Raw genomic sequence first — 14,549 nt, 5'->3', positions numbered from 1 at the left:
CCATTACCGAAGAGAAACGGAACCACCATGAAGACTCTTTACACTGCTGAGGCCCTGGCCTCCGGCGAAGGCCGTGACGGCAACGCCCGCACCAACGATGGCAAGCTGGACGTCGCCCTCGCCAGCCCCAAGGAGCTTGGCGGCAATGGCGAAGGCACCAACCCGGAGCAGCTCTTTGCTGCCGGTTACGCTGCCTGCTTCCACTCTGCCCTTCGCCTGGTGGGCCGCAAGGAGCGCGTGGACCTGACGGACTCTGCTGTCGCGGCCAGGATCCACATCGGCGCACTGACGGACAGTGAAGGCTTCGGCCTCGCCGCTGAACTGGAAATCGCGTTGCCCGCCCTGGACCGTGAAACGGCCGAGCAGCTCATGCACAAAGCGCACCAGGTGTGCCCTTACTCCAACGCCACCCGTGGCAACATGGCCGTAGACCTCAAGCTCGTGGAGTTCGCAGCATGAGCGCCGTTTCCACTCCCGTAGAGACCCGCGAAATCCAGCTGGCATCCCGTCCCGTAGGCCGCCCGGCACAGGAGAACTTCCGCCTGGCCACGGCCGGGCTGCCTGAACTCGGCGAAGGACAGATCCTGGTCAAGAACCAGTTCATGTCCGTTGACCCCTACATGCGTGGCCGCATGAACGACGTGAAGTCCTACTCGGCTCCGTTCCAGATCGATGCAGCGCTCGACGGCGGTGCCGTGGGTGAGGTGATTGCGTCCCGTTCGGACGCGCACAAGGTGGGGGACGTCGTCGTGCATTCCCTCGGATGGCGCGAACATGCAGTGGTGGATGCCGCAGCGACCACCCCGGTTCCCAGTGGGCTTGCTCCCACCTCCGCGTTCCTCGGCGCATTGGGCATGACCGGCCTGACTGCCTACTCCGGCCTGCTGAAGGTGGCGGAGTTCAAGGAAGGCGACGTCGTGTTCGTCTCCGGCGCGGCAGGGGCTGTTGGTTCCATGGTGGGCCAGATTGCCAAGGCCATGGGCGCGTCCAAGGTGATCGGTAGCGCTGGGTCGGCCGAGAAGGTTGCCCGGTTGCTGGAATTGGGCTTCGACTCTGCGTTCAGCTACAACGACGCCCCGGTGCTTGACCAGCTCCGCGAGGCGGCGGGGGAGCGCGGCATCGACGTCTATTTCGACAACGTTGGTGGCGAACACCTCGAGGCAGCTTTGGCCACCCTGACGGTGGGCGGACGTGTGGCCATGTGCGGCGCGATCGCCCAGTACAACTCGACCGAGCCGCCAGTTGCCCCCCGCAACCTGGCCGTCGCTATCGGCAAGCAGCTGACCTTGCGCGGTTTCCTGGTGGGCGGACAGCGCCAGCACGCGGCTGAGTTCGCGCGGAAGATGGCCGGTTGGCTTGCCGATGGCAGCGTCAGCTACGACGAGACGATTGTCGATGGCCTGGAAAACGCACCGCAGGCCTTCATTGACCTGCTGGACGGAGCAAACACCGGAAAGATGCTCGTCCGGCTCTAGCAACGAGGATTTACCAAGCAGTAGCCGGGTGTGACTTGCGCACCCGGCTACTGCTTGGTAACAAAAGGTCAACAATCTGCCCTCGGGGACCGCGATGTGCTATCCGGGTGTGTTTTAGGACACTAGTGTTGTTTCCATCAATGCGCCTAGGCGCAGCTGCGAGCATCAGTGAAAACAGAATTTCTGCCTCAGGTATAGGAAACGGACACTCATTGACCATCCGTCGTAGCGCCAATCACTTTCTTCCTGGAGGAAAATTGAAGAAACCACTGCGTGCCACCCTGAAGCGCGGTTCAATGGCCGGTGTTGCAACCGTCGGCGCAGCAGCGCTCCTGCTGACCGGCTGTGGCCAGGCTCCCGACGCCGGATCCGGTGCCGCCACCAAGAGCGACTATGTGGGATGCATCGTCTCCGACTCCGGTGGATTCGATGACCAGTCCTTCAACCAGTCCTCGTTCGAAGGCCTCAAGAAGTCCGAGAAGGACCTTGGCATCACCATGAAGTCCGCCGAATCCAAGGCCAACAGCGACTTCGAGACCAACCTCAACGGCATGATCTCCGCTGGCTGCAACCTTACGGTCACCGTCGGCTTCCTCCTGGGCGATGCCACCAAGGCCGCTGCAGAGAAGAACACTGACAAGCACTTCGCGATCATCGACTACACGTACGAGACTCCGATCGCCAACGTGAAGCCGGTTGTCTACGACACCGCGCAGGCCGCCTACCTGGCCGGCTACGCTGCTGCGGCCACCACCAAGACCGGCAAGGTTGGTACCTTCGGTGGCATCAAGATCCCCACGGTCACCATCTTCATGGACGGCTTCTACGACGGCGTCCAGGCCTACAACAAGGCAAAGAACAAGTCCGTCCAGGTTGTCGGCTGGGACAAGAAGACCCAGGACGGCTCGTTCACGGGAGACTTCGAAAAGCAGGACACCGGCAAGCAGGTCACCATCAACCTGCTGGACCAGGGTGCGGACATCGTGATGCCCGTTGCCGGCCCGGTCGGCAAGGGTGCAGGCGCTGCGCTGAAGGAAGCCAAGGCAGCCGGTAAGGACGTCAAGCTCATCTGGGTTGACTCCGATGGCTACCTCACGGCTCCCGAGTACAAGGACCTCATGCTGACCTCCGTGGTCAAGAAGATGGACGAAGCTGTGGAGACCGTGGTGAAGGACGACAAGGACGGCAAGTTCAGCAACACGGCCTACGTTGGCACGCTGCAGAACGACGGCGTTGCCATTGCTCCGTTCCACGATCTCGACTCCGCTGTTTCCGCTGACACCAAGAAGGAACTCGATGCCCTGAAGGCGGACATCGTCTCCGGCAAGCTGGTTGTCGAATCGGCAGCGAGCCCCAAGAAGTAAACAATTCCTGAACGCGCCGCCAGTACCGTGCCCCGGTACTGGCGGCGCGTTTTTGCCCTGACTAGGCTGAACCCAAGCCACGGCTTGTGGGCAGTAAAGTCCCTCGGACTCACAGAACGGTGGAGTTGTGAAACTCGAATTGAAGGGGATCTCGAAAGCCTTCGGGACCTTCTACGCCAACCAAGACATTGACCTCGTGGTCGAATCCGGACAGATCCATTGCCTCCTGGGCGAAAACGGGGCCGGCAAATCGACCCTCATGAACGTGCTCTACGGGCTCTACGAGCCCACTGCCGGCCACATCCTGGTGGATGACAAACCCGTCAGCTTCCGCGGCCCCGGCGACGCCATGGCGGCGGGCATTGGCATGGTGCACCAGCACTTCATGCTGGTTCCCGTCTTCACGGTCGCGGAAAACGTGGCCCTCGGCGCTGAACCAACAACATTCGGCGGCGTCCTGAGCATCGACGAAACCCGCAGGAAGATCCGGGAGATCTCCGACAGGTACGGTTTTGATGTTGATCCCGACGCCCTCGTTGAGGACCTCCCCGTAGGCGTCCAGCAGCGCGTTGAAATCATCAAGGCATTGGTGCGCGAAGCCAAGGTGCTCATCCTCGACGAGCCCACGGCAGTGCTGACACCCCAGGAAACCGATGAACTCCTGGACATCATGCGGCAGCTCAAAGCGGGCGGCACGTCCATTGTCTTCATTTCGCACAAGCTCCGCGAAGTGAAGGCTGTTTCGGACGTCATCACCGTCATCCGCCGCGGCAAAGTGGTGGGCGACGCCCCTCCCACGGCATCCGCTACCGAGCTGGCCTCCATGATGGTGGGCCGGCCTGTCAGCCTGAGCCTGGACAAGGCACCGGCACAGCCGAAGGAAACCACGTTCGTCGTGGAGAACCTGACCGTGCGTGCAGCCAACGGCACCAACGTGGTGGATGGCATCAGCTTCGACATCGCCCAAGGTGAGATCCTCGCCGTCGCCGGCGTCCAGGGCAACGGCCAAACCGAACTGACGGAAGCGATCCTGGGCGTGCAGGAGCACGTGACCGGATCCGTGACACTGGACGGCAAGCAGTTGCTTGGCTTGCCGGTCAAGGATGTGCTGCGGTCCGGCGTCGGCTTCGTCCCGGAAGACCGCACCGTGGACGGACTCGTAGGTCCGTTCTCGGTGGCCGAGAACCTGGTGCTTGACCTCTACGACCAGGCCCCGTTCGCCAGTGGCATCAGCATGAAGCCCGCCAAGGTCGCAGAGCACGCCAAAGCCAAGATCGAGGAGTTCGACATCCGGACCCCTTCGGCCGGTTCGGCTGCAGGAACACTGTCCGGTGGCAACCAGCAGAAGGTCGTCATGGCGCGGGAACTGTCCCGCCCGTTGCGCCTGTTCATCGCAAGCCAACCCACCCGCGGCGTGGATGTGGGCTCCATCGAGTTCCTGCATAAGCGCATCGTTGCCGAGCGGGATGTCGGAACACCGGTGATGATCGTATCCACTGAGCTAGATGAAGTCATTGAGCTCGCAGACCGAATCGCGGTGCTGTACAAGGGCAAGCTCGTGGGCATTGTCCCCGCGGGCACTCTCCGGGACACCCTCGGCTTGATGATGGCCGGCGTCGGCCCGGAAGGAGGCTCAGATGACTGAGAAGGATCAGGCTAAGAGCGATCAGACCCCCGCTGAATCCACGGCGGAAGTACGTGCCGCGGACGTCTCGCTTGATACTGCCGGCGGAATGCTGGAACCGTCCATTGTTCCGGTGTCCTCCCAGAGCGGAGACTCGGGCCACCAGCAGGGCAGCGTCATGCGCCGCATCGTCATGGGCAATGGCTTCGTCTCCGTCCTGGCGGTCATCGTCGCGCTCTTCCTGGGTGGCCTGCTGATTGCCAGCACGGACAGCCAGGTCGCCAAGACCGCCGGCTACCTCTTCGCCAGGCCCACGGACTTCCTGAGTGCCTTGTGGGCTGCAATGACCGAGAGCTACGGCGCACTCTTCCAAGGCTCCGTTTTTAGTCCTCGCGAAGGCTTCAAGCCCATCCTGGAAACCATGACCGTTGCCACCCCGCTGATCTGTGCGGGCCTCGGCGTGGCCTTGGCGTTCCGTGCGGGCCTGTTCAACATCGGTGCCCAGGGGCAAATCATTATCAGCGCCACCCTGGCGGCTTACGTGGGCTTCGCATGGCACCTGCCGTTCGGCCTGCACCTGCTGGTGGTCCTCATCATGGGTGTCCTGGGCGGCGCAGTGTGGGGTGCGATCGTTGGCATCCTCAAGGCCCGGACCGGTGCGCATGAGGTGATCGTGACCATCATGCTGAACTACGTGGCGTTGTTCCTGTTGGACTTCCTCCTGAACACGGCGGCATTCCGCCGTCCGGGGGACAATAGCCCCATCTCGCCGCGACTTGACGAGTCGGCTACCTACCCTGTGCTCATCCCGGGCTCCAGGCTCCACCTTGGCTTCCTCGTGGCAGTGGCACTGACCTACGGCGTGTGGTGGCTGCTCAACCGGTCAACCATCGGCTTTGAATTCCGTGCCGTCGGTGCGAACCCCATCGCAGCAAGGACCGCCGGCGTCAAGGTATCCCGCGCCACCATCCTGGTGATGGCCATGGCCGGCGCGTTGGCTGCGTTCGGCGGCGTCGCCCAGGTTGCCGGTACCGAAAAGGTACTGACAGGGGGCGTTGCAGCCCAGATCGGCTTCGATTCCATCACCGTGGCCCTGCTTGGCCGCAGCACGCCGTGGGGGACATTCTTCGCTGGCCTGCTGTTCGGGGCGTTCCGCGCTGGAGCTGTGCAGATGCAGATCCAGACTGGCACACCCATCGACATCGTGCTGGTGGTGCAATCGCTGATCGTCCTGTTCATCGCGGCGCCGCCGCTGATCCGGTCCATCTTCAGGCTTGAAGCCAAGAAGAAGACCAAGACACCCAAAGCGGCCCCGAAGGCTGCCCTTGCCAACGCCACCGGAGGTGCCAAGTGAGCGCTACGACCACCGCTCCCAGGGCGGGTGCAACAGCCCTGCCCGCGTTCAGGCCGTCCATGAAGGTCCCCATCTCACTTGGCGTCCTGGCGCTGATAGCCCTGGTCTTCTTCGGATTCCTGGGCCCGGACAAGACCGCCGAGATGAAGATCAGCGACTCCGGGGATGCCGTAGTCGTACCGGCTTTGATGATCCCGGGCCAGGTGGGTGGGGTTGTCCTGGGCATTCTCCTGCTCGCCATGGCGGCCTACTCGATCTTTTTGTGGACGCGGGGTGAGCGGTCACCAAAGTGGCTGCCTATTGCGTTTGCCGTGGTGTTCGTGTTCGCCTTGCTGGTGTGGATCGTGGCCGGTGCACGCCAGCCGTCCATCTCGTTGGCCGGCCTCGTCGCCGGTTCGGTGACGCTGGCCGTACCCTTGGTTTTCGGTTCGTTGTCGGGCGTCCTGTGTGAGCGGGTCGGCGTGGTCAATATCGCCATCGAGGGCCAACTCCTGGGTGGCGCATTCACCGCGGCCTTGGTGGCAACCATTACCGGCAGCCCCTACATCGGCCTGATCGCCGCCGCTGCCGCAGGTGCCGCAGTGTCCATGGTCCTGGCCGTGTTCAGCATCAAATACCTGGTCAACCAGATCATTGTTGGCGTGGTGCTGAACGTTCTGGTCTCCGGGCTCACCGGCTTCCTTTTCGGCACCCTGATGGTGCCCAACAAGGAGCAGTTCAACACCCCGGGCCGCCTGGACATCCTTCCGATCCCGCTGCTTTCGGACATCCCCATCATCGGACCGATCCTGTTTGAGCAGTCCATCGCCGGCTACCTGATGTACGTTGCGGTGGCCGTGGTCTGGTTCGGCCTGTTCAAGACCCGGTGGGGGCTTCGCGTCCGCGCCGTCGGCGAACACCCGCAGGCGGCGGACACGTTGGGCATCAACGTCAACGCCACCCGGTTCTGGAACGTCACCCTGGGCGGTGCCATCGCCGGTATCGGGGGTGCCGTGTTCACGCTGGTCACCATCGATTCCTTCACCAAGGACATCTCCGGTGGCCGTGGCTTTATCGCCCTGGCCGCGCTGATCTTTGGCCGGTGGAATCCGATCGGTGCCTTCCTGGCTTCACTGCTGTTCGGCTTTGCCTACAACCTGCAGTCCATCCTGGGCATCATCGGTACTCCCGTTCCGAGCCAGTTCATGGCCATGCTGCCGTACCTGGTGACCATCTTCGCCGTCGCCGGTTTGGTGGGTAAGTCGCGGCCACCGGCCGCAAGCGGCATACCGTACGTGAAGGGTTGACCATGTCGGCAAGCAACGTCGACTGGGGCGCCCTGGAAGATGCCGCGAAGCGGGCCATGGAGCATGCCTACGCGCCGTATTCGAAGTTCCCGGTGGGGGCTGCGGCCCTTACCGAGGACGGGCGGATTATCAGTGGCTGCAACGTGGAGAATGCCAGCTATGGCCTGACCCTTTGCGCAGAATGTGCTCTCGTGGGACAGCTCCATATGACCGGTGGCGGCAGGATCGCCGCGTTCTACTGCGTGGATGGCCAGGGCAACGTCCTCATGCCGTGCGGGCGTTGCCGCCAGCTGCTCTACGAATTCCGGGCACCGGGCATGCAGCTCATGACAACGCAGGGCATCAAATCCATGGACCAGGTGCTGCCTGACGCCTTTGGTCCCGAACATTTGGAGGAAACCGCGTGACCACAGAAGCGTTTGACGCCGTCCAGATTATTTCCATCAAGCGGGACAAAGGGACGCTGACTCCCGAGCAGATCGACTGGACCATCGACGCCTACACCCGTGGTGTGATCGCCGATGAACAGATGGCGGCCCTGAACATGGCCATCCTGCTCAACGGCATGGATCGCGCCGAGATTTCGCGGTGGACATCTGCCATGATCGCCTCGGGCGAACGGATGGACTTTTCGTCGCTGACAACGCCCGACGGCGGGCGGAAGGCTACCAGCGACAAGCACTCCACCGGTGGGGTGGGGGACAAGATCACCCTGCCGCTGGCACCGCTTGTCGCGGTCTTCGGCGTCGCGGTCCCGCAGCTCTCGGGCCGCGGCCTGGGCCACACCGGCGGCACGTTGGACAAGCTCGAGGCCATTCCCGGCTGGCGGGCCAACTTGAGCAATGACGAGATCATGGCACAGCTCCAGGACGTGGGTGCGGTCATTTGCGCGGCAGGTTCCGGGCTCGCGCCGGCGGATAAGAAACTGTACGCGCTGCGCGACGTCACGGGGACCGTGGAAGCCATTCCACTGATTGCCTCGTCGATCATGAGCAAGAAGATCGCGGAAGGCACTGGCTCGCTGGTGCTGGACGTCAAGGTGGGCTCGGGTGCCTTCATGAAGGATGAAGCACGGGCACGGGAGCTGGCTGAGACCATGGTGGCCCTGGGGAAGGATGCCGGAGTCCACACCGTGGCACTGATCACCGACATGTCCACTCCGCTGGGCCTGACCGCGGGCAACGCGATCGAGGTCGAGGAGTCTGTGGAGGTCCTTGCCGGCGGCGGTCCGGAAGACGTCGTCGAACTGACTGTCCGGTTGGCCGAGGAAATGCTCGCCGGTGCGGGCATCCACGACGCCGATCCGGCAGCCGCCCTCAGGGACGGCCGGGCCATGGACGTGTGGAACAGGATGATCGAAGCCCAGGGCGGGGATCCCCGGGCTGCGCTGCCTGTGGCCAAGGAATCCGAGGTTATCTACGCACCCGCTGACGGCATCCTGATGGAGCTGGATGCGCTCTCTGTGGGTGTCGCCGCTTGGCGCCTTGGTGCCGGACGGGCCCGCAAGGAGGACCAGGTCCAGGCCGGAGCAGGCGTCCGCTTGCATGCCAAGCCGGGTGCCCTGGTGCGCGCCGGCGAGCCCCTGATGACGCTGCTCACGGACACCCCGGAAAAGTTCGACCGCGCCAAGGAAGCACTCCAGGACGCGGTGGTGATTGCGCCCGAGGGATCACGTCCGGCGCATCAGCTCATCATCGACCGCATCGCCTAGGCTTAATTGTTCCGGGCTGGCCCTCAGGATCAGCCCGGACAATTGAGTCATCCGGCGCTACGGTGAGCCGGCTACCTTAAGGACACAGTGCAGGGCATCAACGATTTCATCCTCGCCGCGGCAGGGCAGCCTTGGGTGTTGTTCCTGGTGTTGGCCTGCTGCGTGATCGATGGCTTCTTTCCACCGATCCCCAGCGAGTCGGTGGTGGTGGGCCTGAGCGCCGTCTCCGGCAGCAGCGGCGTGCCCAATGTGTGGCTGCTGGCCTTCATGGCGGCCCTGGGGGCTTTCGCGGGGGACAACATCGCCTACCTTATTGGCCAACGCATTGGCGTCCAGCGCTGGCGATGGATGCGTACGCCGCGCATGCAGGGCGCCTTCCTCTGGGCGGGCAAGGAACTCCGACGTCGGGCAGCCTCCCTGATCATGGTGGCGCGGTTCATCCCGATCGGGCGGGTGGCGGTCAACCTGACAGCGGGTGCCACGCAGTTCAACCACCGGCGCTTCGTCGGCCTGACGGCTATGTCCGCGATCCTGTGGGCCTCGTATTCTGTGGTACTTGGCTACTTCTTCGGAGTGTGGTTCGAACACAACCATCTGTTGGGCGCTGTCATAGCGATCGTCGTAGCCGTGATCCTGGGCGTCATTATCGATCGCATCATCAGCAGGGTCCGCGGATCCGTGCCGCTGGACCGGAAAAACATCCCCGGGGAAGGCGCTCCACCTCCACCCACGGTATGACGTTGGCGGCTCCCCAAGATCAGTCCCGCGGCTGACGCAGGAACGAGCAGCCCACCGGTAGCGTTAAACGCGTGATCCCAAGGCTGGGACGTAGCGAACGACGTCCCGGCCGTGGGACACTAATAGCGACTTTGGTCACAGTGTCAAGTCATATTCATCTAGGAGCTACCACCGCGTGGAGTCTTTGAACCAAATGCTCGAGCATGCAGCCGGGCAGCCCTGGATTTACCCGGTACTCCTTGTCTTCTTCTTTATTGACGGATTTGCCACCATCCTCCCCAGTGAAACGGCCATCGTTGGCCTCTCGGCGCTGTCCCTTCACAGCGGAGAGCCCAACCTGTGGATCCTCGGGGCTACAGCACTGATCGGTGCCATGGCGGGCGACAACATGGCCTACATGCTGGGCCGTAAAATCGGCCTCACCCGCTGGAAGTGGATGCGACGACCCAAAGTCCAGAAGATGTTCGCCTGGGCCCAATACGAGCTGGATAAGCGCGGAGCGGTCCTCATCTTCACGGCCCGCTACATTCCGTGGGGACGCGTCGCGGTGAATTACGTTGCGGGACAGACCGGCTTCCGCCACCGGACCTTCTTCCTCCTGGACGCCTTTGCGTGCGTCACATGGGTGGGATACTCCATCGGCATCGGCATCCTCGCGGGCCAGTGGGTACACAACAACCCGCTGCTCGGTGTGGGCATTGCCGTGGCATTCGCGGTGGTCCTGGGCATCGTGGTGGACCACGCATTGCGCTGGTGGCACAAGTACTTGGAGAAAAAGGATCATGCCCGCGAGGCAGCGGCACCTGCGCAGGCACCCAAGCCGGACTCACAACACAACGCGGTTGCCGGCGTCGACCTCTCCAAACCGACCGGCTAAGCGGCCTGCGCTTGCCGGTGGGACTAGTCTTAGTACGTGACTGAGCCCATACTTGACGCCGCCCCTGCCCTTGACTTCGACCTGAAGAGCCTGCCAAAGGTTTCCCTCCATGATCACCTGGACGGAGGACTTCGCCCAGGCACCATCATTGAACTGGCCGAAGCCGTCGGCCACACCCTGCCCTCCACCGATCCCGTGGCATTGGGCGCCTGGTTCCGCGAGTCCGCCGACTCCGGCTCGCTGGTCCGCTACCTTGAAACGTTCGACCACACCATTGCCGTCATGCAGACCAAAGAGGGCCTGTTCCGGGTCGCCAAGGAATTCGTGGAGGACCTCGCCGAGGACGGTGTGGTCTACGGTGAAGTCCGGTGGGCTCCTGAGCAGCACCTCCAGAAGGGCCTGACCCTCGACGAAGTGGTGGAGGCCGTCCAGACTGGACTCGAAGCCGGTGTTGACGCGGCCGAGGAGCGCGGGCAGCAGATCCAGGTGGGACAGCTGATCACCGCCATGCGCCATGCCGACCGCGGCCAGGAGATCGCCGAACTCGCCGTCCGCCACCGGGCCAACGGCGCCGTGGGCTTCGACATTGCCGGCGCAGAAGACGGTTTCCTGCCGTCCCGCTTCAAGGACGCCTTCACCTACCTCGCCGAAAACAACTTCCCCGCAACCGTCCACGCCGGTGAAGCTGCAGGCTTGGACAGCATCCAGTCGGCCCTGGTTGACGGCCGGGCCCTGCGCCTCGGCCACGGCGTCCGGATCGCCGAGGACATCTCGGTTGAGTTCGAGGACAACTCCGACGACGACGGCGAGGACGTGATCGGCATGGTCACCATCGGCAGCGTGGCCGCCTGGGTCCGCGACCGCGGCATTGCCTTGGAGGTCTGCCCGTCATCGAACCTGCAGACAGGTGCGATCGCAAGCTTCGGAGAGGGCATCGAAAGCCACCCCGTGGACATGCTGTTCCAGCTCGGTTTCAATGTGACCATCAACACGGACAACCGGCTCATGAGTGGCGTCACCCTGACGGACGAGTTCGAGCTCCTGGTGGAAACGTTCGACTACGACCTCGACGATTTGCTCGAGCTCACCCTCAACGCAGCGGAGGCAGCTTTCCTGCCGCTGGACGAGCGTGAAGCCCTGGTCGAGTACATCAACGATGCCTACGCCAACCTCGCCTGATTCTCCCCTGAACCAGCTGCTGGGCAGCGTCGCCGCGCTCCGGGAGCATTGTCCCTGGATGGGGGCGCTGACCCACGAGTCGCTGGTGGAGTATTTGATCGAGGAAGCCTATGAAGTGGTGGACTCGATCGAGGCCGGCGACTCACCTGTAAGGGACAGCGAACTCCGCGGCGAGCTGGGCGATGTACTGCTTCAGGTAGTACTTCACGCCCGGCTCGCCGAGGAGCGCGGCAGTTTCACCTTCGACGACGTAGCCCGGTCCATCAACGCCAAGATGGTCCGGCGCAACCAGCACGTCTTTAAGGCCGATGGTTCCCTGCAGGAGAGTTTCCCGGCGAGTGTCGAGGAAATCATCGTGAAATGGGACGCCGCAAAACGGGCCGAGAAGCCCGAAAGGAAGGACCCCTTCGAGGGCATTCCGCCGCACCTTCCTGCGTTGGCAGCGGCGCAGAAGTCCTTGGACAGGGCCGTCCGTGCGGGCTTGGACGTCGACGCGGAAGGCGCGCTGGCCGCCGTCGGACTTCCTGCTGTCCCGGCTTCGGAAGAGGCGCTCGGTGAGTTGCTGCTCGCCATCGTCACCGCGGCCCGGGAGCAAGGTCTCGACGCCGAACGGGCCCTACGCGCCACGGTTCGATCGTTTCAGAACAACCAGGCCCAGGGTTCATGACGTGAAAGGTTGGAAGTCGTTCCGTAACCTGAGCCACTCTGGACTACGCTAGTAGCGACGAGGACGTTGAGAATTTCCCTCCTCATTCCTGTAATTTGCCCATAAGGAGCACATCCATGGCGCTTATCGATGCCATCCACGCACGCGAGATCCTTGATTCCCGCGGAAACCCGACCGTTGAAGTTGAGGTCCTGCTCTCCGACGGCCAGATCGGCCGCGCAGCAGTTCCGTCCGGTGCTTCCACCGGCGAGCACGAAGCTGTCGAACTCCGTGACGGCGACAAGGGCCGTTACCTCGGCAAGGGTGTCCAGAAGGCCGTTGACGCGGTCATCGACGAGATCTCGCCGGCCCTGATCGGCTTCGACGCCACAGACCAGCGCAGCATCGACCAGGCCATGATCGACCTGGACGGCACCCCCAACAAGGGCAAGCTCGGCGCCAACGCCATCCTGGGTGTTTCCCTGGCCGTGGCCAACGCCGCAGCAGCTTCGGCCGACCTGCCGCTGTACAAGTACCTCGGCGGCCCCAACGCCCACGTACTGCCCGTTCCGCTGATGAACATCCTCAACGGCGGTTCGCACGCCGACTCCGACGTGGACATCCAGGAATTCATGATCGCCCCGATCGGTGCCGAGACCTTCTCCGAAGGCCTGCGCTGGGGCGTTGAGGTCTACCACAACCTCAAGTCCGTCCTGCAGGAAAAGGGCCTCTCCACTGGCCTCGGCGACGAGGGTGGCTTCGCTCCCAACCTGCCGTCCAACCGTGCGGCCCTGGACCTGATCACCGAAGCCATCAAGAACGCCGGCTACACCCCGGGCACGGACATCGCCCTGGCCCTGGACGTCGCCTCTTCGGAGTTCTACAAGGACGGTGCCTACCAGTTCGAGGGCAAGGCCCTCTCGGCCACCGAGATGAGCGCTTACTACGCCGAGCTCGTTGCCGACTACCCGCTGGTTTCCATCGAGGACCCGCTGGACGAGAACGACTGGGAAGGCTGGAAGACCCTCACCGACACCATTGGTGACAAGGTCCAGCTGGTGGGCGACGACCTCTTCGTCACCAACCCGGTCCGCCTGCAGCAGGGCATCGACGCCGCAACGGCCAACTCCCTGCTGGTCAAAGTCAACCAGATCGGTTCCCTGACCGAAACGCTCGACGCCGTTTCGCTGGCTCAGCGCTCCGGGTACACCACCATCACCTCGCACCGCTCCGGCGAAACCGAGGACACCACCATTGCTGACATCGCCGTTGCCACCAACGCGGGCCAGATCAAGACCGGTGCCCCGGCCCGCTCCGAGCGTGTCGCCAAGTACAACCAGCTGCTGCGCATCGAAGAAGAACTCGACGACGCCGCACGCTACGCCGGCCGCAGCGCGTTCCCGCGTTTCAAGGGCTAGCATTCCGCGAAAACAGCTGACCGGTGGCTATGGTGGAAAGACCATGGCCACCGGTTCTGTTTAACGCTGGCCACCTCAAACAAGCAAGCGCAGCAACCCGCCAGGCAAGCACCGGGCATTACAGGAGTGTCATGGCTACCCGTCGACCGAAGGTACCCAGGGCCGACGCCTTGGGCTCCGGCTCCAGCGCAACCCGGCCGTCCACCCCGGCTCCCCGTCCCGAGGCGGCCGGGGCAGCAAGCGCGGACAAGGGCGGGGCCGACGTCATCAAGGCAGAGTTCGGTGCCACCCGCACCGCTTCGAAACCGACGACGGCGGCGACGCCCGCCAAGGCGGCCGGCAGTGGCAGCAAGAGCCCAAAGAAGCCCACGGAGTCCGGGAAAGCCCCCGCCACCGGAAAGAAACCGGCTGCCTCCACCAAAGCTGAGTCCGGCGGCTCGGGACGGTCGACTCCGTCTGCCAAGGACGGGCGTGAGGCCGATCCCGTTCCTGCGAAGGCATTCTCCGGTCGAATGCTTGCGTTGGCCGTGGTCATGATTGCAATCACCATCATGTTGGCTCCTACGGTGAAGATCTTCCTGGAGAAACGTGCCGAGATTTCGGCGTTGGAGGGCGAAATCGCCAGCCGCAAGGCCGAGCAAACCGAGCTGAACAAACAGATCTCACGGTGGCAGGACCCCAACTATGTGAAACAGCAGGCCCGCGACCGCATTAACATGGTTATGCCGGGTGAAACGGGCTACTGGGTGTTTGGCGGGCAGGAAGCCGCTGGCACGCCGGGTGGCCGCACCGGCTCCGGCTCGTCTGCAAACCCGGAGAATCTGCCCTGGGTGGATGCTCTTTGGGAGTCAATCAGACGGTCGGCAACTGACTAGAC

The 14,549-nt window shown here is 63.3% G+C and carries 14 protein-coding genes; all 14 read left to right on the top strand.

From position 1 onward, the window contains the following. Nucleotides 1-27: 27 nt before the first annotated feature. The 14 genes from ACNQOP_RS10025 to ACNQOP_RS09960 all read left to right on the top strand — a co-directional run bounded on the left by ACNQOP_RS10025 (nt 28) and on the right by ACNQOP_RS09960 (nt 14,547). Entirely contained in the window at nt 28-459 is a 432-nt protein-coding gene (locus ACNQOP_RS10025) for an organic hydroperoxide resistance protein (protein ID WP_062066863.1), read from the top strand. Beyond that, nucleotides 456-1,475, top strand: a complete 1,020-nt coding sequence (locus ACNQOP_RS10020) for an NADP-dependent oxidoreductase (protein WP_416404369.1) — start codon at nt 456-458, stop codon at nt 1,473-1,475. The genes ACNQOP_RS10025 and ACNQOP_RS10020 overlap by 4 nt, the downstream gene beginning before the upstream one ends. Before the next feature lie 257 nt (nt 1,476-1,732). Continuing rightward, entirely contained in the window at nt 1,733-2,839 is a 1,107-nt protein-coding gene (locus ACNQOP_RS10015; RefSeq protein ID WP_416404368.1) for a BMP family lipoprotein, read from the top strand. Nucleotides 2,840-2,966: 127 nt separating this feature from the next. Beyond that, a complete protein-coding gene (locus tag ACNQOP_RS10010) occupies nt 2,967-4,484 on the top strand; it encodes an ABC transporter ATP-binding protein (RefSeq protein WP_416404367.1) in 1,518 nt (505 codons plus the stop codon). Beyond that, nucleotides 4,477-5,817 carry an ABC transporter permease gene (locus tag ACNQOP_RS10005; RefSeq protein ID WP_416404366.1) on the top strand — a complete coding sequence of 447 codons (1,341 nt, stop codon included), beginning with the start codon at nt 4,477-4,479 and terminating at the stop codon, nt 5,815-5,817. Before ACNQOP_RS10010 ends, ACNQOP_RS10005 begins: the two co-directional genes overlap by 8 nt. Further along, nucleotides 5,814-7,103: an ABC transporter permease gene (locus ACNQOP_RS10000; protein ID WP_416404365.1), complete on the top strand. Its 1,290-nt coding sequence runs from the start codon at nt 5,814-5,816 to the stop codon at nt 7,101-7,103. The genes ACNQOP_RS10005 and ACNQOP_RS10000 overlap by 4 nt, the downstream gene beginning before the upstream one ends. A 2-nt stretch (nt 7,104-7,105) precedes the next feature. Beyond that, the gene (locus ACNQOP_RS09995) at nt 7,106-7,510 is read left to right on the top strand and encodes a cytidine deaminase (protein WP_416404364.1); all 405 of its coding nucleotides are present in this window, start codon (nt 7,106-7,108) and stop codon (nt 7,508-7,510) included. Next, the gene (locus ACNQOP_RS09990; RefSeq protein ID WP_416404363.1) at nt 7,507-8,814 is read left to right on the top strand and encodes a thymidine phosphorylase; all 1,308 of its coding nucleotides are present in this window, start codon (nt 7,507-7,509) and stop codon (nt 8,812-8,814) included. Before ACNQOP_RS09995 ends, ACNQOP_RS09990 begins: the two co-directional genes overlap by 4 nt. 87 nt (nt 8,815-8,901) lie before the next feature. Beyond that, the gene (locus ACNQOP_RS09985; protein WP_257368727.1) at nt 8,902-9,552 is read left to right on the top strand and encodes a DedA family protein; all 651 of its coding nucleotides are present in this window, start codon (nt 8,902-8,904) and stop codon (nt 9,550-9,552) included. A gap of 193 nt (nt 9,553-9,745) precedes the next feature. Next, nucleotides 9,746-10,429, top strand: coding sequence for a DedA family protein (locus ACNQOP_RS09980; RefSeq protein ID WP_235519744.1), 684 nt, complete (start codon nt 9,746-9,748; stop codon nt 10,427-10,429). 36 nt (nt 10,430-10,465) lie between these two features. Beyond that, nucleotides 10,466-11,608, top strand: coding sequence for an adenosine deaminase (locus ACNQOP_RS09975; protein ID WP_235519261.1), 1,143 nt, complete (start codon nt 10,466-10,468; stop codon nt 11,606-11,608). Beyond that, nucleotides 11,586-12,275 (top strand): MazG nucleotide pyrophosphohydrolase domain-containing protein, encoded by a 690-nt coding sequence (locus ACNQOP_RS09970; RefSeq protein WP_235519262.1) that lies wholly within the window; start codon nt 11,586-11,588, stop codon nt 12,273-12,275. Before ACNQOP_RS09975 ends, ACNQOP_RS09970 begins: the two co-directional genes overlap by 23 nt. Nucleotides 12,276-12,391: 116 nt before the next feature. Then, nucleotides 12,392-13,672, top strand: a complete 1,281-nt coding sequence (eno, locus tag ACNQOP_RS09965) for a phosphopyruvate hydratase (RefSeq protein WP_235519264.1) — start codon at nt 12,392-12,394, stop codon at nt 13,670-13,672. A gap of 131 nt (nt 13,673-13,803) precedes the next feature. Further along, entirely contained in the window at nt 13,804-14,547 is a 744-nt protein-coding gene (locus ACNQOP_RS09960) for a septum formation initiator family protein (protein WP_416404362.1), read from the top strand. The last annotated feature ends 2 nt before the right edge of the window (nt 14,548-14,549 follow it).

It is taken from the genome of Arthrobacter sp. LFS091 (assembly GCF_047977885.1).
Classification (GTDB): Bacteria; Actinomycetota; Actinomycetes; order Actinomycetales; family Micrococcaceae; genus Arthrobacter.
This window is presented reverse-complemented; position numbering and strand designations above follow the sequence as displayed.

Excerpts from the sequence above, each read along its gene's own strand:
- ACNQOP_RS10025 (WP_062066863.1), top strand. The coding sequence starts at position 28 with ATGAAGACTCTTTACACTGCTGAGGCCCTGGCCTCCGGCGAAGGCCGT.
- ACNQOP_RS09980 (WP_235519744.1), top strand. The coding sequence starts at position 9,746 with ATGCTCGAGCATGCAGCCGGGCAGCCCTGGATTTACCCGGTACTCCTT.
- ACNQOP_RS09970 (WP_235519262.1), top strand. The coding sequence starts at position 11,586 with ATGCCTACGCCAACCTCGCCTGATTCTCCCCTGAACCAGCTGCTGGGC.
- ACNQOP_RS10005 (WP_416404366.1), top strand. The coding sequence starts at position 4,477 with ATGACTGAGAAGGATCAGGCTAAGAGCGATCAGACCCCCGCTGAATCC.
- ACNQOP_RS09995 (WP_416404364.1), top strand. The coding sequence starts at position 7,106 with ATGTCGGCAAGCAACGTCGACTGGGGCGCCCTGGAAGATGCCGCGAAG.
- ACNQOP_RS09960 (WP_416404362.1), top strand. The coding sequence starts at position 13,804 with ATGGCTACCCGTCGACCGAAGGTACCCAGGGCCGACGCCTTGGGCTCC.
- ACNQOP_RS10020 (WP_416404369.1), top strand. The coding sequence starts at position 456 with ATGAGCGCCGTTTCCACTCCCGTAGAGACCCGCGAAATCCAGCTGGCA.
- eno (WP_235519264.1), top strand. The coding sequence starts at position 12,392 with ATGGCGCTTATCGATGCCATCCACGCACGCGAGATCCTTGATTCCCGC.